General features: G+C 45.2%; 23 protein-coding genes and 1 pseudogene. 13 read left to right on the top strand and 11 right to left on the bottom strand.

All coding sequences use genetic code 11. The features are described 5' to 3' along the window. Positions 1-58: 58 nt before the first annotated feature. The 3 genes from argS to J3492_RS08945 all read left to right on the top strand — a co-directional run bounded on the left by argS (position 59) and on the right by J3492_RS08945 (position 3913). The gene (argS, locus tag J3492_RS08955) at positions 59-1888 is read left to right on the top strand and encodes an arginine--tRNA ligase (RefSeq protein ID WP_207991715.1); all 1830 of its coding nucleotides are present in this window, start codon (positions 59-61) and stop codon (positions 1886-1888) included. A gap of 39 nt (positions 1889-1927) precedes the next feature. Further along, positions 1928-2731 (top strand): SPOR domain-containing protein, encoded by an 804-nt coding sequence (locus J3492_RS08950; protein WP_207991714.1) that lies wholly within the window; start codon positions 1928-1930, stop codon positions 2729-2731. Positions 2732-2818: 87 nt separating this feature from the next. Beyond that, positions 2819-3913 carry a PTS sugar transporter subunit IIC gene (locus J3492_RS08945; RefSeq protein ID WP_207991713.1) on the top strand — a complete coding sequence of 365 codons (1095 nt, stop codon included), beginning with the start codon at positions 2819-2821 and terminating at the stop codon, positions 3911-3913. A gap of 142 nt (positions 3914-4055) precedes the next feature. Here J3492_RS08945 and J3492_RS08940 read toward each other — a convergent pair whose 3' ends face one another. From J3492_RS08940 to rdgB, 6 genes are all read right to left on the bottom strand, one after another. Continuing rightward, positions 4056-5006, bottom strand: coding sequence for a c-type cytochrome (locus tag J3492_RS08940; RefSeq protein WP_207991712.1), 951 nt, complete (start codon positions 5004-5006; stop codon positions 4056-4058). A gap of 299 nt (positions 5007-5305) precedes the next feature. Next, a complete protein-coding gene (locus J3492_RS08935; RefSeq protein ID WP_207991711.1) occupies positions 5306-6337 on the bottom strand; it encodes an SDR family NAD(P)-dependent oxidoreductase in 1032 nt (343 codons plus the stop codon). Positions 6338-6577: 240 nt separating this feature from the next. After that, positions 6578-7852, bottom strand: coding sequence for an ATP-dependent protease ATP-binding subunit ClpX (gene clpX, locus J3492_RS08930; RefSeq protein ID WP_207991710.1), 1275 nt, complete (start codon positions 7850-7852; stop codon positions 6578-6580). Positions 7853-7989: 137 nt separating this feature from the next. Continuing rightward, entirely contained in the window at positions 7990-8613 is a 624-nt protein-coding gene (clpP, locus tag J3492_RS08925) for an ATP-dependent Clp endopeptidase proteolytic subunit ClpP (RefSeq protein ID WP_207991741.1), read from the bottom strand. 335 nt (positions 8614-8948) lie between these two features. Further along, entirely contained in the window at positions 8949-10292 is a 1344-nt protein-coding gene (tig, locus tag J3492_RS08920) for a trigger factor (protein WP_207991709.1), read from the bottom strand. A gap of 297 nt (positions 10293-10589) precedes the next feature. After that, a complete protein-coding gene (gene rdgB, locus J3492_RS08915; RefSeq protein WP_207991708.1) occupies positions 10590-11231 on the bottom strand; it encodes an RdgB/HAM1 family non-canonical purine NTP pyrophosphatase in 642 nt (213 codons plus the stop codon). Positions 11232-11768: 537 nt separating this feature from the next. On the opposite strand from rdgB, the gene J3492_RS08910 reads away from it, so the two are divergent. Both J3492_RS08910 and J3492_RS08905 read left to right on the top strand, forming a co-directional pair. Beyond that, the gene (locus J3492_RS08910; protein WP_207991707.1) at positions 11769-12398 is read left to right on the top strand and encodes a superoxide dismutase; all 630 of its coding nucleotides are present in this window, start codon (positions 11769-11771) and stop codon (positions 12396-12398) included. A gap of 143 nt (positions 12399-12541) precedes the next feature. Further along, entirely contained in the window at positions 12542-13033 is a 492-nt protein-coding gene (locus J3492_RS08905; RefSeq protein WP_207991706.1) for a hypothetical protein, read from the top strand. Positions 13034-13070: 37 nt separating this feature from the next. On the opposite strand, the gene J3492_RS08900 is transcribed toward J3492_RS08905, so the two are convergent. The 3 genes from J3492_RS08900 to J3492_RS08890 all read right to left on the bottom strand — a co-directional run bounded on the left by J3492_RS08900 (position 13071) and on the right by J3492_RS08890 (position 15920). Continuing rightward, positions 13071-13859, bottom strand: a complete 789-nt coding sequence (locus J3492_RS08900) for a tetratricopeptide repeat protein (RefSeq protein ID WP_207991705.1) — start codon at positions 13857-13859, stop codon at positions 13071-13073. Between the two features lie 165 nt (positions 13860-14024). Continuing rightward, positions 14025-14843: a DUF72 domain-containing protein gene (locus tag J3492_RS08895; RefSeq protein ID WP_207991704.1), complete on the bottom strand. Its 819-nt coding sequence runs from the start codon at positions 14841-14843 to the stop codon at positions 14025-14027. A 30-nt stretch (positions 14844-14873) separates the two neighbouring features. Beyond that, a complete protein-coding gene (locus tag J3492_RS08890; RefSeq protein WP_207991703.1) occupies positions 14874-15920 on the bottom strand; it encodes a polyprenyl synthetase family protein in 1047 nt (348 codons plus the stop codon). A 448-nt stretch (positions 15921-16368) separates the two neighbouring features. Between J3492_RS08890 and fadB the strand changes: the two genes are divergently transcribed. The 3 genes from fadB to J3492_RS08875 all read left to right on the top strand — a co-directional run bounded on the left by fadB (position 16369) and on the right by J3492_RS08875 (position 20667). Continuing rightward, a complete protein-coding gene (fadB, locus tag J3492_RS08885) occupies positions 16369-18528 on the top strand; it encodes a fatty acid oxidation complex subunit alpha FadB (protein WP_207991702.1) in 2160 nt (719 codons plus the stop codon). Between the two features lie 116 nt (positions 18529-18644). Continuing rightward, complete coding sequence (gene fadA / locus J3492_RS08880; protein ID WP_207991701.1) at positions 18645-19817, top strand: acetyl-CoA C-acyltransferase FadA; 1173 nt, start codon at positions 18645-18647, stop codon at positions 19815-19817. 271 nt (positions 19818-20088) lie between these two features. Further along, positions 20089-20667 (top strand): hydrolase, encoded by a 579-nt coding sequence (locus J3492_RS08875; RefSeq protein ID WP_207991700.1) that lies wholly within the window; start codon positions 20089-20091, stop codon positions 20665-20667. A gap of 144 nt (positions 20668-20811) precedes the next feature. Here the strand turns inward: J3492_RS08875 and asd are convergent, their stop codons facing one another. Further along, on the bottom strand, positions 20812-21651 hold the full coding sequence (asd, locus tag J3492_RS08870; RefSeq protein WP_207991699.1) for an archaetidylserine decarboxylase: 840 nt from the start codon (positions 21649-21651) through the stop codon (positions 20812-20814). A gap of 118 nt (positions 21652-21769) precedes the next feature. On the opposite strand from asd, the gene dtd reads away from it, so the two are divergent. From dtd to phoR, 3 genes are all read left to right on the top strand, one after another. Then, on the top strand, positions 21770-22225 hold the full coding sequence (gene dtd / locus J3492_RS08865) for a D-aminoacyl-tRNA deacylase (protein ID WP_207991698.1): 456 nt from the start codon (positions 21770-21772) through the stop codon (positions 22223-22225). Between the two features lie 228 nt (positions 22226-22453). Beyond that, positions 22454-23158: a phosphate regulon transcriptional regulator PhoB gene (phoB, locus tag J3492_RS08860; RefSeq protein WP_207991697.1), complete on the top strand. Its 705-nt coding sequence runs from the start codon at positions 22454-22456 to the stop codon at positions 23156-23158. A 377-nt stretch (positions 23159-23535) separates the two neighbouring features. After that, positions 23536-24618 carry a phosphate regulon sensor histidine kinase PhoR gene (phoR, locus tag J3492_RS08855; protein WP_207991696.1) on the top strand — a complete coding sequence of 361 codons (1083 nt, stop codon included), beginning with the start codon at positions 23536-23538 and terminating at the stop codon, positions 24616-24618. A 3-nt stretch (positions 24619-24621) separates the two neighbouring features. Here phoR and J3492_RS08850 read toward each other — a convergent pair whose 3' ends face one another. Continuing rightward, on the bottom strand, positions 24622-25212 hold the full coding sequence (locus J3492_RS08850) for a M23 family metallopeptidase (protein WP_243453190.1): 591 nt from the start codon (positions 25210-25212) through the stop codon (positions 24622-24624). 252 nt (positions 25213-25464) lie between these two features. Here J3492_RS08850 and J3492_RS13440 point away from each other — a divergent pair. Both J3492_RS13440 and J3492_RS13435 read left to right on the top strand, forming a co-directional pair. Beyond that, positions 25465-25668 (top strand): annotated as a pseudogene (locus tag J3492_RS13440) (putative quorum-sensing-regulated virulence factor); the annotation flags it as partial. Positions 25669-25880: 212 nt separating this feature from the next. Then, positions 25881-26141 carry a putative quorum-sensing-regulated virulence factor gene (locus J3492_RS13435; RefSeq protein ID WP_341534104.1) on the top strand — a complete coding sequence of 87 codons (261 nt, stop codon included), beginning with the start codon at positions 25881-25883 and terminating at the stop codon, positions 26139-26141. The last annotated feature ends 39 nt before the right edge of the window (positions 26142-26180 follow it).

Below are 26180 nucleotides of genomic sequence, written 5' to 3'. Positions count from 1 at the left end.
TTGCCCATATTTGCCATAATTTATACCGTTTTTGTTATTTAACTGAGTTTATATCCTTATGTCACAAGCCCAAATCGATACCTTAGCGACGCTATTTGAGCACGCTATCCAAACCTTAAAAGCCGAAGATGTATTGCCTGCTGATTGGCAAAACAACAGCCAAATTACGCGTACCAAAGACTTAAGTCACGGTGATTTCGCTAGCAATATTGCGCTTACCGCTGCTAAAGCTGCTAAAAGCAACCCACGTATGCTGGCCGAAAAGATCGTCAATGCGCTGCCTGAAAATCAAGACATCCGCCAAATAGAGATTGCAGGCCCTGGTTTTATTAATGTGTTTCTAAATAGCGATGCGAAGTTTGCGGTCTTAAATGATATCTTTACTCAGCAAGAGCGCTTTGGTTTAAGCGATCAGTTTGATGGGCAAAAAATTCAAGTCGAATTTGTCTCAGCCAATCCAACATCAAGCTTGCATGTCGGTCATGGCCGAGGGGCTGCTTTTGGTATGAGTTTGTCAAACTTACTCGAGGCTGTGGGCTTTGAAGTGAGTCGTGAGTATTATGTCAATGATGCCGGTCGTCAAATGGATATTCTGGCGACCAGTACATATTTGCGCTATCTACAAGCCAATGATGAGCAGGTTGTTTTTCCTTCTAATGCTTATAAGGGCGATTATGTCCGCGATATCGCAGAGACACTTAAGACGCAGCATGGCGCCAGCTACGTGCATAGCTTTGAGCAGGTCGTCAAAGGGGTACCAGCAGATGCCATATATGAGACAAATGCAAATGGCGAGAAGGTTTTGGTATCTGGTGACAAAGAAGCCCATATTGATGGGCTGACTGCCAACAGTAAGGCTTTGTTAGGCGACGGTTATGGGGTGTTTTTGAATGCAGCGCTCAGCAGTATTTTAGCTGATATCAAAGATGACTTAAATGACTTTGGCGTGCACTATCAATGCTGGTTTAGTGAACGATCCATTGATAACGAGATTGAGCCAGTACTACAAATTTTAGATGAAAAAGGCTATCTGTACGAAAAAGACGGTAATATCTGGTTTAAGTCGACTGAGTTTGGCGATGAGAAAGATCGTGTGGTACGCCGTGCCAATGGACAAACGACGTATTTTGCCTCAGACATTGCTTATCATAAAAACAAATTTGATCGCGGGTTTGATAAAGTCATCAACGTTTGGGGTGCTGATCATCATGGATATGTACCACGGGTCAAAGCGGCACTCTTGGCGCTCGGTATCGACGCTGAGCGTCTTGATGTGGTACTGGTGCAGTTTGTGGCCCTCTGGCGTGGGGACGAAAAAGTACCCATGTCTTCTCGTTCGGGGCAGTTTGTGACCTTGCGTGACTTACGTCATGAAGTGGGCAACGATGCTGCGCGTTTTTATTATGTGGCCCGTAAGCCTGAAGTGCATGTAGACTTCGATCTTGAGCTGGCTAAGTCGCAAAGCAAAGACAACCAAGTCTATTATATTCAGTATGCGCATGCTCGTGTGTGCCGAGTATTAGAAAAGCTACAAAATAGCGGTTTCGTAGTGGATGACACGATTGGTCTTGCACAGCAGACGCTATTGAACGCCCCCAATGAAGACGAGCTGATTAAGCTATTGGCAGGTTACCCAGCGACGTTGTTGCGTGCAGCGACAGGCTACGAACCGCATGTGTTGACCAACTATCTAAAAGAGTTAGCAGCCCTGTTTCACGGCTGGTATGACAGTAATCGTATCTTGCCGGTGAGCTTAACGTCGGGCGAGACGCCAAGCACAGAGGAGATGGATCTGATGCAAGCTCGTCTGCGGTTGTCCAAAGCAGTACGACAAGTATTGGCTAATGGGCTTGGTTTATTAGGTTTATCAGCACCGTCTAGTATGTAGTACGGGCGTATTCATAATTTTGTTAGGAGAAAGTAGGCCATGCTAGCCAAAAAACCCAAAGGAGCCACCCAAAAGCGTAAGTCAAGTAGTGTCTCAGGCTTACTTTGGATGTTTGTCGGGTCGATATTGACGCTGATGATAGGTGTGTTTTTATACTTATCACCGCTTTTTGACTTTAGTCCTACAGGGAGTGACGCTGGCACGGATGCGGATCGGCAAGTGCAGCCTCGTGTCGATACCGATACTGACAACAGTGATTATGAGTTTTATGAGATTTTACCCAATCAAGAAATGGCCACGATTCCTGATGAGGATATCGGTGACATGAGTAATGATCGTGGAGGAAGTATCAGTGCTTTTGAGCCAGATGTTGTGGTGACGCAGCCTGAAGACGCTTCACGCACTCGTGACGAGAGTACAGAGAATCTAGGTATATCTGAAAACACGGTCATTGAGCCGAGTAGTGGTAACAATGTTAATGAGGCAGCTGACGATGAGATTGTGGTTGTTGAAGAAAACGCCACTTATGATGGTACGCCGCCGAGCAGCAACACGCCAAACAATGCAGGTGCTGGAGCAGCAACAGCCCAGCCAGCCGCTCCTGCGACGACTTATATCTTGCAAATCAATAGCTTTGGTAACGCTGATGAAGCGGATCGTCGCCGGGCACAAGTACTGATGGCGGGTGTCGATGCCAAGGTCGTCAAAAACACCACAGCTAATGGCTTACCTATTTATCAGGTCATCTCAAGACCCATGGACAATCGCCAAGCAGTGACCAGTGCTCAGCAGCGTCTACAAAATAACGGTATCGACTCTATTATCGTGGAACAACGTCGTTAATCTCAATAAATAAAAAGCGTCATTTTGGCGCTTTTTTTAGGTGCTTTTTTTGCTACGTTTCTTATCATCTATACAAAGAGCAAACCTATGACTCAAACAGACTCAGTAAAGCCTTCTGTGAGTAGAGTAAAGGCGTTTTTTCAAAAATATTTTATCGATGCTTTTACAGGTATGGCATTGGGGTTGTTTGTTACCCTTATTGCAGGACTTATCATCTCGCAAATTGGTGGTTGGATAAATATACCCGCATTGGTAGCTGTTGGTAAACTGGCATCCATACTGATGGGGGCAGGAATCGGGGTTGGCATCGCTTATTATCTTAAAGCGCCAACACTGGTGATGCTCAGTTGTTTGGTCGCTGGTATGCTAGGGGCACACTCTGAAGCGTTGATGGCGGGGACGTTATTTATACCGCAGGAGGCAGGACCTGCTACATTTTTGGCGATACCTGGTAATCCTATTGGTGCTTACTTGGCTTCTGTATTTGCCTATCGTGCAGGTACTTGGGTTGCAGGAAAGACCAAACTGGATATTTTATTGGTGCCACTATTGGTATGCACGGTGGCATTAATCGTTTGTGCTGTGCTCAACCCTCCTGTTGTGGCAGCTGTTGATGCGATCGGTCAAGGTATTCAAGCGGCCACAGAGCTACAGCCGTTATTGATGGGTATAGTCATCGCTGTAGTCGTGGGTGTTTTGCTGACACTACCCACCTCCAGCGCTGCTATTTGTATCGCTATTGGCCTTGGCGGGTTGGCAGGCGGTGCGGCAGTGGTAGGCTGTGCGGCGCATATGATTGGTTTTGCAGTAGCCAGCTTTAAAGACAATGGCATGAGCGGGGTGGTCTCGCAAGGTCTCGGCACCAGTATGCTACAAATACCTAACGTACTCAAAAAGCCATTGATTTTATTACCAGCAGTGATTGCTAGTGCTATCGTCGGTCCTATTGCGACGGTCGGCTTTGGGCTGGCCTGTACGGCGACAGGAGCCGGTATGGGGACGGCTGGATTGGTCGGGGTGTTTGGCGTACTTGAGGCATCGCAGGGACTAATGAGCAGTACTCAGATGTGGACGGCAATCATTCTCTTAATGTTTGTATTACCGGCGATAATCGCTTGGGGTGTTGCGTATGTGATGCGGCGTATGGGCTGGCTTGTGGCTGGCGATATGAAGCTGCCTTAAGGTACGTTTTTTATGGATTATAATGTTTTTCGATGAGATCAGAGTCTGGTCCTTAGTACGAAAAGCCCAGTTCAAACTTGAGCTGGGCTTTTTTTATTGGTGTTTTTGCTACTTACAAATAGCTTATTATATGTATATGCTATTAACGACGTACGTCTACTGGGGCGCCGCCTTTTGGCCAATCCTTATCTTTATTGGCTTTGACAGGGCGTGGCAATTGAGTGAAGTAGCTAGAGATGTCAATCGCTTCTTGATCCGTTAAGGTATTGCCTTGACCAAATGGCATTTTACCTTTTACAAAGGCAGCGGCCTTGTAGGTGCGTGCCATACCAGCGCCATCGTTAAATGAGTTGCTTCCTGCAATTGCTGGATATATATAAGTGCCATCGTCGTTATATTGGCCTTCACCATCATCACCATGACAAGAAACACAAGTTTCGACAAATAGCTTTTTACCATTTTCAGGATCTGGTGTTAGCGTGTTGTCAATGGCTACAAAACCACGACCTTCTGGAGAGATACCAATCGGCATATCTTGTGACAGCCATGTCATGTATGACATAAAGGCGTTCATCTCGTCTGAATTCATATCTAGTGGTGTGCCATTCATCGAGCGCTGAAAACAGCCATTAATGCGCTCTTGTAATGAGTTAACCCGTGCGTCTCGTCCACGATAGATGGGAAAGATACCGGGTAGGCCGTTCCAAGGGGCAGCATAAGCTTCTGAGCCATTATTTAAGTGACAGCTGGTGCAGTTGAGCTGATTACCAACATTATTAGGCAGCTCCCGATAAGTATGGTTGGCAAGCTCCAAACCTCGGCGTACCGCTGCGCCATATTCGTCATCTGGAATGGTAGACTCATCTGGCATGCTAATGTTTAGCTTAGCACCTGGGTTTGCTGCCATTTCTTCTTTAATCGCTGTGGCACGTGCTTCGAGTGACTTTACTCGTGCTAGTGCCTCCGCTTCTTCGACACGGTCCACAGCCTTGGTGTTTGATTCGCTACAAGCGCTCAAGCTGACTGCACCCATAGTGAGTATGGCAGTCATAACTATAGAGTAAGAAGGCTTAGCCCGTAAAAAAATCTTCATTGGAATAACCTTATAATAAAAAATAATATGTAAATATATCGTTTTGTGCTAAATTACTAGTCATAGTTGTATTACTAAGCCTGTATTTTATGAGTTGAATTAACTGGGTAATCAATCTGCAAATGGTTAGCGCCGCTATTGTACCAAATACAAATACGTAAAGTGTTTTTAACTTTGAGCCGACTACGGATTTTCGTTATTAAATACAAGGCAGACGCTCATATCTTATTCATAAAAAAGCGCTCAACCACCATCTGTGATTGAGCGCTTTTTTTACTGCTTATTACTATTGATACAGGCTATGTCATGACGTTGGCTTTTTTATGGTGGCGTGGTTTTAACTTACGAGACAGTTTGTTGATATCATTGAGCACTTTGCTATAACGTGATGGAAATAGGCGTTGTACAGCATCTATCATTTTGGCATCGTTGCCAATTAAGCAGCGTGGCCGATTATTCGCTGCGGCTTGTAAGATAATCCAAGCCGCCTGATTGGCATCAAATTTGAGCAGTTTGTTAAAGCTTTTAATGGCTTTGGGACCGGCACGCATACCGATATCATTGATACTACTGTTGCCACGGGCGCTATTGGCAATATTGGTTTTGATGCCACCAGGATGGATACAGGTCGCTGACACCCCGCTGCACTGAATGTCTAACTCTTGACGCAGGCTTTCAGTAAAGCCGCGTACAGCAAATTTGCTGGCATTATAGGCAGACTGTGAAGGCTGCGCAGTCAAACCAAACAGACTGGAAATATTGACAATGTGACCATGCTCAGTGAACTGACGGGATGTCTCGTTTTCATCATCAGTATCAGCATCATGACCACTGCTATCAATGGCACTTTGTTTGACGCTGTTTTTAATCAATGGCAAAAACGCTTTGGTGCCATAGACCACACCCCAAAAGTTAATGTCCATCACCCACTCAAGCTCACTAATGCTACTGCCTTCGACAGTAGAGTATAGCGCTACACCTGCATTATTAAAGATAAAGTTCACTTTACCATGCTCGTTCATGACACTGTCGGCCCAAGCTTCTACTGCCTTGTGATCTGAAACATCTAAGGTGGTAGTGGTGCTCTTAATATCATAACCAACGAGCAGCGCTTGGGTTTCTGCAAGCGGTTCGGCATGGATATCTGATAACGCCAGATGACAGCCCATTTTAGCCAAATGTATGGCCAACGCCCGCCCTATACCAGAGCCTGCACCCGTAATCGCAGCGACATGATTGCGATAATAAGGAGCGATATCTTGGTCTTCAGGTGATGAGAAAGGAAGGTGCTGACGCAATGAGGTCGCTACAGTGGTGAGGTTATTAAGCATAACAAACAGTCCTTTGTTTGGTTGATGGTCGTTATTCAAACATCCAATGAATGACAGAATAAAAAAATAATGAGTTACCTTAGCACACTTTGTCACAGCGCCTGATAGGGTTTAATAAACGCTACTGTCACTTTTTAGCACAAAAAAAGCGCTTGGCTGATGCCAAACGCTTTTGTTATAAAAGACACTCACTGCGCAATAAGCGCCAAATCTTAGACCAATCTCAAAAAGGCTTTTAGATTAGGCCACTTTAGGCGTTTTACCGTCGTTAATCACCGCTTCATCGACAGTTACCAGCTTTGCGTTTTCCATCGAGGGCAGTTCGTACATGGTCTCAAGCAGTGCGTTTTCTAAGATAGAGCGCAGTCCACGAGCCCCTGTTTTGCGCTCCATCGCTTTTTTAGCGATAGCATCTAAGGCGTCATCGGTAAACTCGATTTCAGCGCCTTCCATATCAAACAGATATTTGTACTGTTTGACCAATGCGTTCTTGGGCTCTGTGAGAATCTGTACCAAGGCCGCTTCATCAAGCTCTTCGAGGGCAGACAGTACAGGCAGACGGCCGATAAGCTCAGGAATCAGACCAAACTTAATCAAGTCCTCAGGCTCTACTTGTTGTAACAAGTCTGAACTACGGCGGCTGTCATCTTTTGAGCTGACATCGGCATTGAAGCCAATACCGGTTTTTTCAGTACGTTGCTGAATGACTTTATCAAGACCGGCAAATGCACCACCAACGATAATTAAGATATTGCTGGTATCGACTTGGATCAGCTCTTGCTGCGGATGCTTACGGCCACCATGTGGCGGAATAGCTGCCACTGTCCCTTCAATGAGCTTGAGCAAGGCTTGTTGCACCCCTTCACCTGATACATCACGGGTGATAGAAGGGTTGTCACCTTTTTTGCTGATTTTGTCAATCTCATCGATGTAAATGATGCCTTGTTCCGCTTTTTCTACATCATAGTCAGAAGCTTGCAATAGTTTTTGGACGATGTTTTCGACATCTTCACCGACATAACCCGCTTCGGTCAAGGTGGTGGCATCAGCCATTGCAAACGGCACATCAAGCAGACGTGCTAAAGTTTGTGCCAGTAAGGTTTTACCAGATCCTGTCGGACCGATGAGCAAAATATTGCTTTTTGCCAGCTCAACCATGGCATCATCGGCACCAATCTTGGCTTTTTTACTGTCTTTTGCCAATGTTTGGCTAACTTTTAAGCGTTTATAGTGGTTGTAGACCGCCACCGCCAGGGCTTTTTTGGCAGCGTCTTGCCCGATGACGTACTCATCAAGTTTGGCACGCAGCTCCTTTGGGGTTGGCAGTTTTTTGTTGACCCAAGAGGTATCGATTTCGCTATCATCACTACTGTCTTCGTCGCTATCAGCGATCAAGTCAGTACATAGCTCAATACACTCATTACAAATATTGGCATCGTCAGCAGCGATCAGTTGTTTGACTTCGCTTTTGGCTTTACCGCAAAACGAGCACTGCGGGTTATTATCTTCTGCCATATAAAGGCACTCCTAAAGTTTGAATCTTTTGTTATCTGCTCACCACGAGACGACGCTTTGGTCAGTCTCGCTGTGAATGCACTGGCGATAAGTAGACGATAAGTATCTGCTAACGGCAAAAGTTCAGCCGGTCAGCATTATAAAGCAGCAGGGCGGCGCTCCAATACTTCATCTACCAAGCCGTATTCTTTGGCCGCTTCAGCACTCATAAAGTTATCACGGTCAGTATCTTTGTCCAAGCGCTCAACGGGCTGCCCGGTATGCTCTGCAAGCAAGCGGTTAAGCTTGGCTTTTAGCTCAATAATTTCACGGGCATGAATCTCGATATCTGACGCTTGACCACGGAAACCGCCCAATGGCTGGTGAATCATGACACGTGAGTTGGCGAGCGCATAGCGTTTGCCCTTTGCACCAGCAGATAATAGGAATGAACCCATGGATGCAGCTTGACCTAGACAAATGGTCGACACGTCAGGCTTGATGAAATTCATGGTGTCATAAATAGCCATACCTGCTGTGACGACGCCACCTGGTGAGTTGATATACAAGTGAATGTCTTTGTCAGGGTTTTCCGCTTCCAAAAACAGTAGTTGGGCGACGATAAGGTTGGCCATATTGTCTTCGACCTGACCTGTCAAAAAGATAACCCGCTCACGCAGTAGGCGTGAGAAAATATCAAAAGAGCGCTCACCACGTGATGACTGCTCAACGACCATTGGCACTAATGCATTCTGTGCGTCTTGAGCTTGGTGTGCGCTCATGAGCGTATCAAAGTGAGGGTTAGAGATAATGCGATCATAATCTGTCATAAAATATCCTATAAATGAGGCAGTGTATTGCGGTGTTTTGAATGAATAATACGCAAAGTATTGAACATACTGATGACATAAAGCCCGAGTATCTAGCTGAAACGGTCATGATTATAATAGTCAGTATTACCGTAAGCAGCAGGGCCATGTAGATAATTATCCCTTATTAATAAGGGGTCTGTACACCTTTATCAAGGGGTTAATCCATAATCTACCAATAAAAATGCCCCAACGAATTGTCAGGGCATTTATCATAAATAGGCAGTCAGTGGTGCAATGACGCTAGATTACATGCCTTGCTGCTGCTGTTGTTGAGTGGCCAGTAGGTCTTGATAGCTGACTTCTTTATCCGTTACCTTGCCTTGATCAATCAGATAGTCGACGACTTGGTCTTCTAGCACGACAGACTCAATGTTGGCACGTTGCTGCTTGTCATTGGTGTAGTACTCGATGACCTCTGCTGGATCTTCGTAGTTTTCAGCCGCTTCTTTGATGAAGGCTTCGACACGATCTTGGTCTACTTCTAGCTTTTGGGTGTCGATCACACGGGCGACGATGATACCAAGACGGGCCGCACGTAATGCTTGCTCTTCAAACAGCTCATTAGGCAGCATGTCTTTGTCAAAGCTGTCTGCACTGGCACCAAACTGCTGTGAGAAGCGCTGCATCATCATATTGCGCTGACGATCAATTTCTTGCTCGAGCATGGCGTTTGGTACATCAAATTCGTTCTTTTCTAATAATGCATCAAAAGTCGCTTGCTTAACTTGGCTACGTGCAGCGTTTTTGATTTCACGCTCCATGTTTTTGCGCACGTCTTCTTTTAATTTTTCAACGCCGCCTTCAGTCACACCAAACAGCTCAAGAAACTCATCATCAATCTCTGGCAGTTTTGATCTTTCAACCAATTTTACATTGATTTTGAACTGTGCTTCTTTACCTGCTAGGTCTTCAGCTTGATAGTCTTCTGGGAAAGTCACATCGATGACTTTTTCTTCGCCGGCTTTCATGCCTTTGATACCTGCTTCAAAGCCTGGAATCATCTGGCCACTACCGATAGTGAGTTTAAAGTCCTCAGCAGACCCACCTTCGAATTTTTCGCCATCGATAGAGCCTTCAAAGTCGAAAGTGACCTGATTGTCCTTAGCGGCCATGCCTTTTTTCTCAACAAATTCGGCACGCTGTTTTTGCAAGTTTTCGATCATGGTGTCAACGTCTTCGTCGCTCACAGTGGCAGTATGACGCTCAACTTCGATCTCATCAATACCCTGTACGTCGATTTCAGGGAAGATTTCAACGGTCGCTTGGTAGACCAAGAAGTCGTCTTCTAGTTTGACGTCATCAATATTTGGCATACCAACAGCGCGCACATCTTCAGCTTTAATCGCTTCAAACACTGTGTCACGGATCACATCGTTGATGACTTCTTGCTGAATACCAGCGCCGTACTGTGAGCGGATATGTGACATAGGTACTTTGCCTTTACGGAAACCGTCAATTTTGGCAGTTTTGGCCACTTGGCGAATACGTCCTTCAACTTTGTTTTGGATTTTTTCAACGGGAACTTTAACAGTCAGCTGAGTTTCTTTTTCAGACAACTTGTTGGTTGTGATCTGTAAATCTGTAGCCATGTTGATTACACCTTTAATGGTTAGAATAACAAACAATCAGTCCTCAAAGACATGCAGGTTAGGCTGATTGCCATTGGATTGAATAGGGGAGATTAATAACCAGATAATGCAAATGGCACTATCTGGCATCGAATATCAATAATAAGTCGTCAGCTATGACACCTAATGCATCTCAATAATCATGCGCTATCTTAGGCGGTTAATACAATCGACTTCTTACAATAAAATTTTAAAAGTAGAACAGTATAATCTATCTGTTAATTAAAGTAAAAAATATCTGTTTACGGTCGGTTTGCTTTATATCGACAGCTGCGTCAGTAGTTTACTGATCGCTTGCCCCCGATGACTGATGCTGTTTTTGTCTGCAGCATTTAAGCTTGCTGCCGTCGCTTGCCGATCTGGCAACCAAAACAGTGGGTCATAACCAAAGCCACCATCGCCTTGTGGTGCCTCTAAGATTTCACCTTGCCATAAACCTTGTGCAATAATCGGTAATGGATCTTCGGCATGACGCACCAGTGCTAAGACACATACAAATATCCCTTCGATGGGCATATCTGGCCGTGCGTCACGAATAGGCTGTAAATCTTCGATGAGTTTGGCATTGTTCATTGCATCGTTGCCATGCACGCCTGCATAGCGAGCTGAGTAGATGCCAGGTGCGTTACCGAGTACAGGCACGCACAGACCTGAATCATCGGCGATGGCAGGTAGACCGCTGATACGACTGGCATGACGTGCCTTTATAATGGCGTTTTCGACAAAGCTAAGCCCGTCTTCTACCGCATCTTCGATATCCAGCTGTCCTTGGGGTACGATGCTAACACCAAGATTCGCTTCAGCGAACAGCCTTTGCAGCTCTGCAAGTTTGCCTTTGTTGTTACTGGCGAGTACCCATTGGTTGTGACTAGAGGTGGAAGACGATACAGCAGTGCTCATAGGATATGTCCGTAAATATATAGATGAATATAATTAAAACGACTATAGATAGCCGGGTACAGAGGTTGTATTTTACCCAATACCTAGTATAGGATTGTCACTGCTCATAGTCAGCAGGCGACTGGTTAGAATAGCACTTTCTAAAGCAGCTTGTGCTTTAGCGCCATTATGGTCAATTTTGGTCAAAAAAACTTGATTTTTGCAAGTTTTCGCCAGATTTTGACAGGTGAGCACCAGTAACCGCTGTCTATAACATTCGGTAACTGATATTGTCAGTTACTCTTGCTATAATGGTTATCAAGCTACAGTGAATTATAGCTTATCGCTTGTGAATTTAAAGTTAACAGTATATTTGGCAGTAAGTGACTGGCGATATAGTGTTGGTTAAATTCATTGTGATGCGTCATTGCGCATCAAGCAATATATTCATACCTTAACAATAAACTCAGCCAATTTAGCTCGATATTTTGTATATCAGCGCTCAGATGCTGACTTCAGCAAAATATGAGTGGCTTAATAAGCAAGGATAAAATAATTATGTCAAAGATTACTCTACCAGATCTACCGTATGCAAAAGATGCGCTTGAGCCACATATCAGTGCCGAAACTCTAGAATACCATCATGATAAGCACCACGCCGCTTATGTGAATAAATTAAATGAGTTGCTACCTGGTTCTGGTCTAGAAGACAAAACATTGCCAGAGATCATCGAAGCCACAGCAAAAGATGACAGCAAGCAAGGCATGTTTAACCAAGCAGCACAAGTGTGGAACCACACTTTCTACTGGAACTGCATGACGCCAGACAATGGTGGCGGTGAGCCAACGGGTGATCTAAAAGCCAAAATCGAAGAAGATTTCGGTAGCTATGATAAGTTCCGTGAAGAGTTCAAAAATGCTGCAACCTCACAGTTTGGTTCAGGTTGGGCATGGTTGGTCGCTGACAAGGTAGGTGGCAAGCTGTCTATCACTAAGACAGGCAATGCTGGTACACCATTGGCTGACGGTCAAGTAGCGGTATTGACGTGTGACGTATGGGAACATGCGTACTATGTCGACTATCGTAACCGTCGTCCTGACTATGTTGATACGTTCCTAGACAAGCTAGTGAACTGGGACTACGCCAACGCAAAATATAAAGGTCAAGATGCTGGTGTTGAAGAGTAAGTATTAAACACTAAGTATTTGATTTGAAAAAAGGACGCTGCGAGGCGTCCTTTTTTGGTTTAATGAACTATAGCTAGTTTGTGCTAATGTTGGAACGACACTTGCTGTATTTAAGTTTTCTAATATACTTTTTAGAGGTAATAGTGGAAACTTTTTTAATAATTGCTGTGATAACAATAGTTTTATTTCTTTTTATGAGAGGGCTTTTTTCTTTTAAAAATGCTACCCAGTTAACGCTTAGACCCTTTAATGAATGGATAGTACTAGCTAAAGGAGGAAGTAAAAAAGAACGAGAAGTAATGAGTCATACCATCTTACTTGAAACTGGAAGTTTGTTAGAGAGAGCAAATATAATTTCACAGAGTGAGTTCAAAAAAATATTCTCAGGCTCTAGAATTTATGCTTCAGACGTTATAATCTTAACCTTGATAACAACTCATATTCAGGATCGCTTTTCAGACTCTAGCGAATTTCCCTTGAACGAATCTCATCAGGTTAGAATTTACTTTTATAACTGTTTTTCTAGATTGTATTTCGAGGGTTTTTATTCCGAAGGCAATCTTTATAAGGGTAAAAATGCTTTAATGGCTATGGCTAGGTATGCTACTGACAAAGAACAACAGCCATGGGATTGAGTTCATATAGTTTGGTTTTGCATGTAGTGACCTATTCTTAGTTCAAGGCTCGATAAGCTCTACAGGCATCCTTGTATCCATTCTGACAAGATTTATCTAACCAACGAAGTGCTTCAGCCTTATTTTGCTGTATGCCTTTGCCTTGATAGTACATTCCACTAAGATTAAATTGAGCTTGTACATTACCTTGCATTGCCGCTTTTAAATACCAAGTAAATGCCTTGGTATAGTCTTGTTGTACAATTCTTCCTTCATCATATATCGCACCAAGCTGATTCTGAGCATTAGCGTGATCTTGCATAGCAGCTTTTTGTATCCATTCAAATGCCTTGGTGTGATCTTGTTTTACGCCTCTGCCTTCCTTATACATGAGACCAAGCTCATTCTGAGCATTAATGTGATCTTGCATAGCAGCTTTTTGCATCCATTCAAACGCCTTAGTGTGATCTTGCTTTACGCCTCTGCCTTCCTTATACATGAGACCTGTCATCTCTTTAGCGTTTATATTACCCTGTATAGCTGATTGTAAGTACGATTCAAACGCCTTGAGGTCATTCTTATTGGTATACATTATACCAATAGCAAATAACGCATCAGAACTACCTTGCATAGCAGCTTTTTCTGCCCACTCAATCGCTTTAGTAAAGTCTTTACGCACACCGTTACCTTGATAATACATCATTGCAAGATTTACTTGATCGCGCGGGTTACCTTGATAGGCTAAGTTTTTAATTAGCTTAAAAAAATCAGATTCTCTACTGCTCCCATAATAGTTAAATACTATTATAGATAAGACTATCGCTCCGACTATAAACCAGATAAGCATGTATATACTCCTAAATAGAACAGCTATATTTTAAAAAAATAAATAAAACAAAAAGTCATGATTGCAATAAATTGAAAATCAGGGCGCGTTCTACACATCAATTTTTTTTGAATAAATTTTTTTGGGGTACTGGACGCCCCCTATTGCTTAACAGTTTTATCAAACTCAAAGCACCTCAAAGTTATGCGCCGCTAACGCTTCCCTCAGCATGGCAATATTATAATAAGCATGCGCCTTGGTGGTATTTTGAAAAAAGATATACAGCGTATCAAAGTGCTGACGTTGATTGGCAATCGCTTGTGCCCAGTCCTGCATTTCCGCCTCGCTATAGCGATAATCATGACGGTCGGCTGCGCTCATCGCATCCCACCAGTTTAGATTATTACCATGCATACGCAGGTAACCAGTACGCTCGGTAAATATCAACCGTGACGGTGGTAGGCCGCTGACTTTGGGATAATCCACGCTACACCAAATCAGACCTTGCTCGATAAAGCTATCGACCACCTGCGGGGTATGCCAGCCATTATGACGAAACTCAACGGCTAACGGGTAGTCCTTAAACCAACTGACGAGACTTGCCAGATACAGCCGATGCTCACGGGTACGATCAAAGCCGTGCGGGAATTGCAGCAGTAATGGCGCTAGCGCATCCGCTTCGATAAGTGGCGTGAGGGCATTTAGAAACGCTTGCGCATGCTCACTTGTGCCTTTACGTGCATGAGTAAAGTCTTGATGCAGCTTGACGGCAAACTTCAGCTGACTGTCTGCTTGCACATAGGCCTTATTGATCATACCAGCAAAGGCTTTTTGCCCGATTGGGGCATAAAAGGTGCTGTTGATCTCTACGGCACCGTATTGACGAGCATATTCACGCAAAAAGTCTGTCTTCTTAGTGCCAGTTGGATACAGCGTACCGAGTAGGTCGGTATCGCTATAGCCGCCTGTGCCAAGGTAGATACGCGGGGTAGGAGAGTTATTCATGATTAGAAACTGCTGAAGATGTGAGCGTGATTATTTTTTTCTGTTCCATAGCCATTCAATGACCGCCAATAGTGCCAAGTCATTATTACGGGCAACTTCATGGCTACCAAGCTCACGGTTGATGGCCGTGCGGCCGTCATCAAATAGTGATTGGGCGTAGTCTTTCGCCGCCTCGACGCCCATGAGCTTGGCATAAGTAGACTTGTCTAGCTTTTCATCGCTGCCGGCAGGTTTGCCCAAATCATCAGTCGTGGTAGTGACATCCAAGATGTCATCTTGCACTTGAAAGGCGAGACCAATGTGCTGCGCACAGTCTTGTAGCGCTATACGCTCTTGGGCAGTGGCGCCAGCACACACCCCGCCCATGAGCATCGCCGCCTCGATGAGTGCCCCTGTTTTGTCACGGTGAATGGCCTCTAGGTCTGCTTGGGTAATATCTGCAGTGGCCTCAGCATTGAGATCAAGCATCTGACCTGACACCATCCGCCGAGCACGAGGGGCAAATATCGCCAACAGCTGACTGGCGATATGGCTATCAAAAGGCGCAAAGCTTGGCAGCTCCGCTGTCAGGACTTCAAAGGCCAGTGTCTGCAGCACATCACCTGCCAGCATGGCCGTTGACTCCTCAAAAACGATATGAGCGGTGGGTTGACCACGGCGTAGGTCGTCATCGTCCATACAGGGCAAGTCATCATGTACCAGAGAGTAGGTATGTAGTAACTCCACCGCTAGCGCTGCACGGCGGCACATATCATAGCGTGAGTCACTCTCTAGTTGCGTCTCTAGGTTAGGCGGTGCTGCTGTATGATCGCTGCTTCTATCGTCGGCTAGGACACTGCTATAGTGAGAAGTACAGATGCTGGTATCGACCGTCGCAAAGCTACTGGCGACCAATAATGGACGTACCAACTTGCCCTGACCTGTCATGACATAACGGCAGGCATCTGCTAATGGGCTGGGTAGTTTGGCATAGTCAAACAACAGCTCGATATCTTGTGCCAACTGCACACGTAGAGCACTATGAAACGACTTGAAGTCAGTGAAAGGGACAAAGCGAGGGACAGAAGAAACGGACATAACTCAACCAACCACAAGATGAATAAAGGTAGAAATGGTGCTAGTGTATCACGATAGCTGATAGCGCTGACATGACTACTTGACTGATAGCCGATATCAGTTACGTATTAATGATTTAACTTGTCGGTTGCATATGGTTTGATGAGGGAGTAGGTTATGAGTCTGGCTAATAAAAACCACAGTCTGCCTCAGATGTATTTGCCAATGATTTATAGTGACTTATGAGTCTGGCATTATACTGTGACAGTCAGGGGCATAATCCCCTACACTAATTGACGTCAAAAACGGTCTAATGATGTGCAAGTTTGTTTGGGCCGTTAAGTTTGAATCTGATTAAAAGCCATCAGGATAATAACAACACATACTAACAGTCAGCTATTTTTTCATGTTAAAGCTGGCTGTCATCATAATTAACACATCGCTTTTATAACATAGCAAGGAGTTTCAAATGGTATATCAAGGAAATCGCATCACGGTGACAATGCTAGAAGATGGCATCGCCAACATGCAGTACAACGCCGAAAACGAGAGCGTCAACAAGTTCGATGCTGAGACCAATAAGCAGTTTACCGAGGCAGTCAATGCACTGGAGCAGTCTGATGAGGTAAAAGGTCTGATCGTGACCTCAAGTAAAGGCGTGTTTATCGCTGGTGCTGATATTACTGAGTTTGTCGGCTCGTTTAAAAACCCAGAAAGCGAGATTAAAGACTGGGTGGTCGGTATTAATGATACCTTTAATCGCTTCGAAGACTTGCCATTCCCGAAAGTAGCGGCTATCAATGGTGCAGCGCTTGGCGGCGGTTGTGAAATGGCATTAGTATGTGAATACCGTGTTATGAGTGACAAAGCCATTATCGGCTTACCAGAGACGCAATTGGGTATTTTCCCAGGCTTTGGTGGTACGGTGCGTAGTACCCGTGTAATCGGCATCGACAATGCGCTTGAGCTTATCGCTACTGGCAAGCCCAAAAAAGCATTAGAAGCGCTAGAGTTAGGCCTGGTCGACGCCTCTGTCGCTGCTGATGATTTGCAAGATGCGGCAGTAGACTTGGTCAAAAAATGCATCTCAGGTGAGATTGATTGGCAGGCCAAGCGTGAAGAAAAGCTCAATCCTGTTAAACTCAATCAGCTTGAGCAAGCGATGGCGTTTAATAGCGCCAAAGGCATGATTTTCTCTAAAGCCAATCCAAAACAGTACCCTGCGCCAGCACTCGCTATCGAAGCGATCGAAAAGCATGTCAATCTGCCACGTGACAAAGCGATTGAAGTGGAAGCGACTTACTTTGCCAAAGCGGCGAAAACGCCACAAGCCGAGAGCTTGGTTGGCCTATTCTTAAACGATCAGCTGGTCAAAAAACTAGCGAAAAAACACAGCAAGCAAGCACACGATATCAATGAAGCTGCCGTACTGGGTGCAGGTATCATGGGCGGCGGTATTGCGTATCAGGCTGCAAGCAAAGGCTTGCCAATCATCATGAAGGACATCAAGTCTGAGCAATTAGATTTGGGTATGGGTGAGGCCAGTAAGATACTAAGCAAAATGGTCGATCGCAAAAAGATGACGCCAGCGAAAATGGGTGAAACTCTAAGCCGTATTCGTCCAACGCTGAATTATGGCGACTTTGCGGAGACTGACATCGTCATCGAAGCGGTGGTAGAGAACCCCAAAGTGAAGCATGCCGTACTCAAAGAAGTCGAAGGCTTGGTAAAAGAAGATGCGATTTTGGCTTCGAACACGTCAACGATTTCTATCACCCATCTGGCGACAGTACTTGAGCGTCCAGAAAACTTCGTCGGTATGCACTTCTTTAACCCAGTTCACCGTATGCCACTGGTAGAGGTTATCCGTGGCGAGAAGTCTTCTGAAGAAGCCATTGCGACGACCGTGGCGCTGGCCTCGAAAATGGGCAAAGTCCCTGTCGTCGTCAATGACTGCCCAGGCTTCTTAGTCAACCGTGTGCTGTTCCCGTACTTTGGTGCCTTTGATTTGCTGCTTAAAGAAGGCGCTGACTTCGTCCATGTCGATAAAGTCATGGAAAAATTTGGCTGGCCAATGGGCCCTGCGTATCTCATCGACGTTGTCGGTCTAGATACAGGTGTACATGGCGCAGAAGTCATGGCCGAAGGCTTCCCAGATCGCATGAAGCCTGACTACAAAGGTGCTATCAAACATCTATACGAGAACGAGCGTTTGGGTCAGAAAAACGGCGTTGGTTTCTATAAGTACGAAACGGATAAGCGTGGTAAGCCAAAGAAAGTCGCTGATGATGCCACTTATGCCTTGCTACAAGAAACCACTGATAGCGACAAGCAAGCGTTTGATGATCAGACCATTATCGATCGCACCATGCTGGCGTTTTGTAACGAAACGGTACGCTGCCTAGAAGACAACATCGTTGACACGCCAAGCGAGGCAGATATGGCGATGATTATGGGCGTTGGCTTCCCACCATTCCGTGGTGGTCCTTGCCGCTATATCGACCAGATGGGTCTAGATAATTATCTAGCACTGTGCGAGAAATATGCGCACCTTGGTAAAGCTTATGAAGCCCCGCAAAAGATTCGTGACATGGCAGCAGCAGGCGAGACGTTTTACCCAACCGCTTAATGAATATACCAAAATAGGATAAGTGCCGTATCCGTAGGCGTTTTAGATGACTATTCATAATCAACATAAAAAAGTGCTTACGGTTACTGACAATAAAAATTGAAAAGGAAGATAGTATGACAACTTTAAGTCCAAAAGATGTGGTCATCGTAGACGGTGTGCGTTCAGCGATGGGCAAAACCAAAAACGGTATGTTCCGTCATGTACGTGCAGACAATTTATCAGCTGAACTGGTACGTGCGTTGGTTGAGCGTAATGACTTTGATACCAATGATGTCGAAGATATCATTTGGGGCTGTGTCAACCAAACCCTAGAGCAGGGCATGAACATCGGTCGTAACATCGGTCTGCTGGCTGGTATTCCAAAGACCACAGGCGGGCAAACGGTTAACCGTCTGTGCGGCTCGTCTATGCAAGCGCTACACACTGCCGCTGCACAAATCATGACCAATCAAGGCGATACCTTCATCATTGGCGGTGTCGAGCACATGGGTCACGTGGGGATGATGCATGGCATCGATCTCAACCCAGCAGCCTCTAAGCACTATGCCAAAGCTTCAAACATGATGGGCTTGACGGCCGAGATGCTTGGTCGTATGAATAACATCAGCCGCGAAGAGCAAGACGCCTTTGGTCTGGAGTCGCATCGCCGCGCTTGGGCAGCGACTACCGAAGGCCGTTTTGACAATGAGATCGTCGGTATCGAAGGCCATGATAGTGAAGGTCGCTTGCAGCTGTGTACCGTCGATGAAGTGATTCGTCCAGATGCTACCTTAGAGCAAATGCAAAAGCTGCGTCCCGCCTTTGATCCAAAAGGTGGTACGGTGACAGCAGCGACATCTTCTGCGCTTTCTGATGGTGCAGCAGCCATGTTGGTCATGAGCGCTCAAAAAGCTCAAGACTTAGGTCTTAAGCCTCGTGCTCGTATCCGTAGCATGGCAGTCGCTGGTTGTGATGCGGCGATCATGGGTTACGGTCCGGTCCCTGCCACGCAAAAAGCGCTGAAGCGTGCTGGCATGAGTCTTGATGACATGCAGACCATCGAGCTCAACGAAGCGTTTGCAGCGCAAGGCTTATCCGTCCTAAAAGCACTGAACTTGACGGACAAGCAAGACATCGTCAACATCAATGGTGGCGCTATTGCATTAGGTCATCCGCTTGGCTGTTCTGGTGCGCGTATCACCGTGACTTTGCTAAATGCGATGGAGCAGATGGATACTGAAATCGGCCTTGCGACCATGTGTATCGGTCTGGGTCAAGGTATCTCGACTATCATTGAGCGGGTGTAAGCTTTTAGGGTCACAACGCAATTTACAGTGATTTAATAAAAGATAGATAGTTGTATTAGTAAAAGCTCTCAGTTATTGGCTGAGAGCTTTTTTATTGGCCACAGCCCAGTGTGTTATTGATGGCACAGTGTGCATAAGTTGTTACTGCAGAGGATGTTCATTGACGGACTGAACAAAATATGACTAAATAAGAGCGTATCTTATAACTATAAATAACCCTGTTATTTGGTCTGCAGCCAGTTGCTGCAAGCGTACAAGGAGTGTATGTACTATGTCATCTACTATAATTACCGACCGCACCTATCGTATCGCCCGTGAAAACACACAAGCCATGCTGATAGACGTGCAAGAGCGTTTGGCGCCGCATATCTTTGACAATGAAAACATCGTCAAAAAGATCATTACTTTGATTAAAGGGCTGCAAGCGCTCGATATTCCTGTCATGCTCAATGAGCAATATAAAAAAGGTCTAGGCGATACTTTGCCCGAGATTCTTGAAGTCTTAGAAGGCGATAATGCCAAAAGCTTTGAAAAAGTCACGTTTAGTGCCTGTGATAATGATGATTCATGGAATTATCTGGCGCAACAAAACCGCAGCACCATATTACTGTTTGGCGTAGAGGCGCATGTCTGTGTCATGCAAACAGCGTTGGACTTGCTCGATAATGGTATGCAGCCTGTGATTGTGGCTGATGCGGTGGGCTCAAGGTTCCCTTATGATAAAAAGCAAGCCATTCGCCGTATCCGCCGTGCCGGCGCGGTCATAACGACGGTTGAATCCATCTTGTTTGAGCTGTGTCGTAGCAGTAAAGACCCTGCATTTAAAACCATTAGCAACCTGATAAAATAGTCACATCAGTTGTCATGGTCTGGTCATAAAAAAGACTGAGCTCTGTACCATACAGCGCTCAGTTCTTGATTGATTGGAGCAGTTTAAGGGTAGGAGGTCAGTGTAATATGCAGCACAGCACTGGCCTTTATTGACATTTAGGGTTTATTTGGTGCGGTTTACCATACCCAGCAGTTGTCCCATTTGTACAGTAGTGCCATGTGCCATCGTATCTTGCCAAGCCATACCTGCATCTTTTGGCAATACCACAATCGCCGTGGAGCCGAGATAAAAGCGACCAAGCTCATCGCCTTTTTCAAGCTTCATGTTGTGATTCGCTTCTTGAATATCATCAGTACGGGTGATCTTGCCTGTGGCTACGGTTTCGATACCAGCGACAATCATCGCCCCAACCAAGACAACAGCAGCTTTGCCATACTCGGTATCAAACAGACAAACCAAACGCTCGTTGCGGGCAAACAAATCAGGCACATTAGCCGCCGTAGTATTATTCACCGAAAACAGAGTGCCAGGTACATAACGGGTGGTAGTCAAAGTGCCTGCAAATGGCATGTGTACACGGTGATAGTTGCTAGGGGCGAGATAGACTGTAGCAAAGCTGCCATCAGCGAAGTAGTCGCCATCTTTATTATCAGCAAGCAGCTGACCGATATCGTAATGCTTGCCTTTGGCTTGAAGTAGCTTATGCTTTTTTATTTGTCCCAACTGAGAGATCATTCCATCAGCAGGGCTGACGATGCCATCTGTGCGGGTATCGATAGTACGGGCGTCATCTTTGAGCTCACGAGTAAAAAAGTCATTAAAGCTCTCATAAGCATTCAGGCTTTGACGCTCATAATCATCTAAGCTGATATCATAGGCCTTGGCAAAGCTACGGATAAAAGCACGTTTCACCATAGGGTGACGACTGGCGGCCAAACGGCCAGCAGCTTTGCTGATTTTTTGTTGTGGCACAAACTGTTGAATGGTGGTAAATAAATTCATGATAGGTGACCAATATCGTTATTAAAATTAGAAAGTAGCATCAGGGAATCATTCATCTTTATATTTTATCATGGTCAGCATCTGAGGGTATGACCATAATCGTTAAAGGAGGTAATCAATGAGAGCACTTATCCAGCGGGTCAATCGTGCCAGCGTCACCGTTGATGAAAGCTGTGTCGGCTCAATTGATCAGGGTATATTGGCATATATTGGTTTGGGGCATGACGATAGCTTAGAGAATGCACAGCGGATGATCGATAAAATTCTGACTTATCGTATTTTTGAGAATGAGAGCGACCCAGCGAAGTATGGCAAGCTGGATTTAAATGTGCAGCAAGTTGCTGGCGGGTTATTGCTGGTGCCGCAGTTTACCTTGATGGCAAAGACAGACAAAGGCCGTCGCCCTGACTTTGGTCCAGCAATGACACCTGATGCGGCACAAGTGCTGTTTGAGCAGCTGGTCGCTTATGCCGACACACAGTATGCCAAAGTTGCTAACGGTCAATTCGGTGCCAATATGCAAGTTGAGAGTGTCAATGATGGACCGCTAAACTTCTTACTAGAGGTGTCGTGAATCGTTAGGACTTAAATCACTAAAAATGGTTTAGATTCTAATTGTCATCAAACTGTCATAATTAAGACGTTTAATAGACTCAGATTGGCATAAATCACTAAAAATGGATTAGATTCTAATTGTCATCAAACTGTCATAATTAAGACGTTTAATAGACTCAGATTGGCAATTGCTGTGGTGTTTTTTGCCTTTAACCCTTTTAAGAGTGCGTAATAACAAGGTTGTTGTATGTATAATGAGCAGATTTTAATCGTTGAAGATGAGCCTGCGATTCGTGAGATGGTGGTCATGACCTTAGAGATGGCGGGGTTTGATAGCTTGCAGGCGACTGATGTCTCAGAAGCGCATCAGCAAGTGGTTGATCACCGTCCTGCGCTTATCTTACTAGACTGGATGCTCCCTGGAGACAAAAGCGGCATTGATTTTTGTCGCATGCTCAAAAACGATGAGTTGCTCGCTGAGATACCTGTCATCATGCTGACGGCCAAAAGTGAAGAGGACAGCAAGGTTCATGGCCTTGATGCTGGCGCTGATGACTATATGACCAAGCCTTTTTCAACACGTGAGCTGATTTCGAGAATCAAAGCCGTCTTGCGTCGCAGTAGTGCACTGAGTGCTGATAAGTCCATCGACGTGGGGAAGTTGAGCCTCGATCCCAAAAGCCAGCGGGTCACTGTAAGTGGCAAAAGCATTGAAGTTGGCCCAACAGAATATCGTCTCTTGGCGTTTTTTATGAGTCATCCGGAGCGTGCTTATACCCGCACACAGCTGCTTGATCAGGTATGGGGTGGCAATGTCTACATCGAAGATCGGACCATAGATGTCCATATCAGACGCTTACGTAAGCTTTTAAAGCCTCATGGCTGCGATACTTTAATTCAAACCGTGCGTGGTACCGGCTATCGTTTCTCTAGTCTGGTTGAAAACGTATAAAGCAGCTTGGCAGAATGGTATATGGCTTGCAGCGTATAGTTGATTCATTATAAAAACGATACAGTGCTCCTGAGATAAATTTTGCGCAGCCTCTGTCGGCGTAGGCACAGCAAGCAAGTAAAATTTATACCAGGAGCACGTGACTATTAATAATGTATCGATTTTATTTAGGGCGTGTCCTCATTTTAAAAATGGTGATAAAAATGAGATAAATGGCAGACAAACAAGAAAAATAGCGCTGATAATATCGAGATATTAACTCGCTATTTGCCGCTGTTTGGCAACATTTAACCATTTTTAGCCCATTTAAATGACGATTGATTGAATTGAGGACACGCCCCAGTACTGACTATAGCGACTAATGGTAAGGATGATAGATGACTATGGAAAATGAACAGCAGGGTATGCAGCAAGATCAAGTCGCTCAGCAAGACGTAATGGGTCAGCTTAAAAAGATCAGAAGCTCATTACGGGCACTGCAAGATGCGGTGATATTGCTAAATGACGATGATAGCTTGGAGTGGTGGAATCAGGCGGCTGAAGACTTATTGTTGTTACAATCAAACGATAAAGGCAAGTGCATTTTTGATTTTATTACTGTGCCTGAATTTCGTCAGTACTATCAGAGCATGACGAAACCCAACGATGGTGTCCACATGGCATCTTGGCGAGATCCTAAGCGTTATCTTAAATGCGAGCTCACCCCGTTTGGTGACGAAAAGCTATTGATTATCTATGATGTGACGCGCCTGCATCATTTAGAGCAAATGCGCCGTGACTTTGTAGCAAATGTCTCGCATGAGCTGCGCACCCCATTGACAGTCATGATGGGCTACCTTGAGAACTTCTCAGGTCAACCCGATATGCCGCCGCACTGGCAACGTGGGTTTGAGCTGATGACCCAGCAGACAGCGCGTATGAATAGGATTGTCAACGACTTATTGCTGCTGTCTCGAATTGAGATAGAAGAGACGCATGAGCTACACTATATAGATATGACCAAACTGCTTACGCATATTTACGATGATGCGCAAGCCTACAACACGGAATACAATCATAGTATTCATTTGCAAATAGATACCTACGACGGCTTATATGGCTCAGAGATGTACTTAAATAGCGCCTTGTCGAACTTGGTCATCAATGCGATTAAATACACGCCAAAAGGCGGCAACATAACGATCAGCTGGGCAAGAACCTCTGATGGCTGCCAGTTTTCTGTTGAGGATGACGGTATCGGTATTGAGCCGCAACATATCGCCCGTTTGACCGAGCGCTTTTATCGTATCGATAAAGGTCGCAGCCGTGCCACAGGTGGTACAGGACTAGGGCTGGCGATTGTAAAGCACGTCTTGTATCAATATGACGCAAACTTACAAATTGAATCTACAGAAGGCAAGGGCTCGACTTTTAGCGCCGTGTTTCCAATCAGTCATGTGCGCACAGCTGCTCCGCTCTGATATTTAGTCTTTTTGCAAAAGTGGATAAGGATTGACAGCACTACCATTGATATATACGCCGTAATGTACATGTGGCGGTGTGCCTTTAGCGTTGCCACTGTCGCCGACATAACCGATGATATCGCCGGCATTTACCCAATCGTTTGGACTGATATCCGCATAGTCTTCTAAATGCGCATAATAATGTCCTGCACCGCCAGGCCCAACGACGACCACCACACGCCCGCCTAAAGTATTCTCTCCAACCTTGCTGACGATGCCTTGCGTTGTTGACTGTATTGGTGTACCTCTAGGGGCAAAGATATCGATGCCTTCGTGAGAGCGTCCTTGGCTACGTGCTGCGCCCCAAGTATCAGTTAGATGCTGTCCTGGTAATGGGCTGGGCAGGCTGTTTTCTGTTGGCAACTCTTGCTGTAGTAGGCTGAGCTGTTGCCACTTAGCGACGACAAAAGACTGGGTTTGTTGGCTGATGCTTGGAAGGAGTTTGTCCAATACAAACAGCAATACAAGCAGCATCGCCGCTCTGATCAGTAAGCGGAGCAGACGGCTAAACAGGGTGGGTTTTGGTGGGTGCTTATCGTCATCAGCTATCATTGAGCTCTCTTTATCGGTTTGATGGTTTATTATAGAGTTATTAGAACATATCCTCATCTAAATGTTTATCGATTGACTCAAGGGTACGCCCTAATGACAGTCTAAGGGCCTTATTTTGTAGCACTGGTATGGTATTGTTTTATCGAGCTTTTATCCCCATAAATATAACGTTTCTTGTCACACTTTACACAAAACCTCACCTAGATAAAATATTATGCCAAAATAAATGCTGCTACATATGGTTAAACTGCTATGACTCATACCGCACTGATTATCGATACGGAAACAGACCAAGGCAGTGATCCAAGGCCGATTCAGGTGGCAACTATTAATGTAGCGACGGGTTTTGAGTGGATGAAGTATTTTAATAGTGGCAGATCCATCTCACCAGTGGTCATCAAAGTACATGGTATTACCGATGAGGATGTGGCTGGTCTGGAGTGTTTTAAGCTAGAGAAATTTGAATTATCAGAGTATTTGATTGGTCATAATGTACGCTTTGATTGGCGAGTCATTGGCCGTCCTTCTACCAAGCTGATATGTACGGTACGTCTAGCACGAGAGGCTTTTCCAGAATGGCGTTATTACGGTCAGTCAAAGTGTATTGAGCAGTTAATCGGCCAGTCTGCAGCCCGTCAGATGACGGCAGCCGCCCATGATGCGCACGCATGTGCTATCTGCTCTATCAAGCTTGCTGCGAGCGCCTTGATATTGCACCGACTGATTTTGCTGAGGCGCATAAGATTTCCAATACCGCTCAGCCTATGCGCAAGATGCCTTTCGGTAAGCATAAGGGCAAGCTCATTAAAGACGTGCCCATCAGCTATGCAAAATGGATGCTGGCTAGTATCCATAACCTGCAGCCGTCATTGTATTCGGCTTTGACTAAATGTGTCGAAGCAGAGGCGTCTAATAAAATTAAGGACTGAGCTTATCATCCTTGATAACTGGCCATCATTGAAACCATG

Source organism: Psychrobacter coccoides, assembly GCF_017498085.1.
Taxonomy (GTDB): domain Bacteria; phylum Pseudomonadota; class Gammaproteobacteria; order Pseudomonadales; family Moraxellaceae; genus Psychrobacter; species Psychrobacter coccoides.
This window is presented reverse-complemented; position numbering and strand designations above follow the sequence as displayed.

Coding starts and splice junctions, on each gene's coding strand:
- J3492_RS08950 (WP_207991714.1), top strand. CDS start 1,928: ATGCTAGCCAAAAAACCCAAAGGAGCCACCCAAAAGCGTAAGTCAAGT.
- rdgB (WP_207991708.1), bottom strand. CDS start 11,231: ATGAGCACTGCTGTATCGTCTTCCACCTCTAGTCACAACCAATGGGTA.
- J3492_RS08850 (WP_243453190.1), bottom strand. CDS start 25,212: ATGATAGCTGATGACGATAAGCACCCACCAAAACCCACCCTGTTTAGC.
- J3492_RS08910 (WP_207991707.1), top strand. CDS start 11,769: ATGTCAAAGATTACTCTACCAGATCTACCGTATGCAAAAGATGCGCTT.
- fadB (WP_207991702.1), top strand. CDS start 16,369: ATGGTATATCAAGGAAATCGCATCACGGTGACAATGCTAGAAGATGGC.
- asd (WP_207991699.1), bottom strand. CDS start 21,651: ATGAATTTATTTACCACCATTCAACAGTTTGTGCCACAACAAAAAATC.
- J3492_RS08890 (WP_207991703.1), bottom strand. CDS start 15,920: ATGTCCGTTTCTTCTGTCCCTCGCTTTGTCCCTTTCACTGACTTCAAG.
- J3492_RS08900 (WP_207991705.1), bottom strand. CDS start 13,859: ATGCTTATCTGGTTTATAGTCGGAGCGATAGTCTTATCTATAATAGTA.
- dtd (WP_207991698.1), top strand. CDS start 21,770: ATGAGAGCACTTATCCAGCGGGTCAATCGTGCCAGCGTCACCGTTGAT.
- J3492_RS13435 (WP_341534104.1), top strand. CDS start 25,881: ATGTGCTATCTGCTCTATCAAGCTTGCTGCGAGCGCCTTGATATTGCA.
- J3492_RS08945 (WP_207991713.1), top strand. CDS start 2,819: ATGACTCAAACAGACTCAGTAAAGCCTTCTGTGAGTAGAGTAAAGGCG.
- clpP (WP_207991741.1), bottom strand. CDS start 8,613: ATGAGCGCACACCAAGCTCAAGACGCACAGAATGCATTAGTGCCAATG.
- J3492_RS08935 (WP_207991711.1), bottom strand. CDS start 6,337: ATGCTTAATAACCTCACCACTGTAGCGACCTCATTGCGTCAGCACCTT.
- J3492_RS08895 (WP_207991704.1), bottom strand. CDS start 14,843: ATGAATAACTCTCCTACCCCGCGTATCTACCTTGGCACAGGCGGCTAT.
- argS (WP_207991715.1), top strand. CDS start 59: ATGTCACAAGCCCAAATCGATACCTTAGCGACGCTATTTGAGCACGCT.
- phoB (WP_207991697.1), top strand. CDS start 22,454: ATGTATAATGAGCAGATTTTAATCGTTGAAGATGAGCCTGCGATTCGT.
- J3492_RS08875 (WP_207991700.1), top strand. CDS start 20,089: ATGTCATCTACTATAATTACCGACCGCACCTATCGTATCGCCCGTGAA.
- clpX (WP_207991710.1), bottom strand. CDS start 7,852: ATGGCAGAAGATAATAACCCGCAGTGCTCGTTTTGCGGTAAAGCCAAA.
- fadA (WP_207991701.1), top strand. CDS start 18,645: ATGACAACTTTAAGTCCAAAAGATGTGGTCATCGTAGACGGTGTGCGT.
- phoR (WP_207991696.1), top strand. CDS start 23,536: ATGACTATGGAAAATGAACAGCAGGGTATGCAGCAAGATCAAGTCGCT.
- tig (WP_207991709.1), bottom strand. CDS start 10,292: ATGGCTACAGATTTACAGATCACAACCAACAAGTTGTCTGAAAAAGAA.
- J3492_RS08940 (WP_207991712.1), bottom strand. CDS start 5,006: ATGAAGATTTTTTTACGGGCTAAGCCTTCTTACTCTATAGTTATGACT.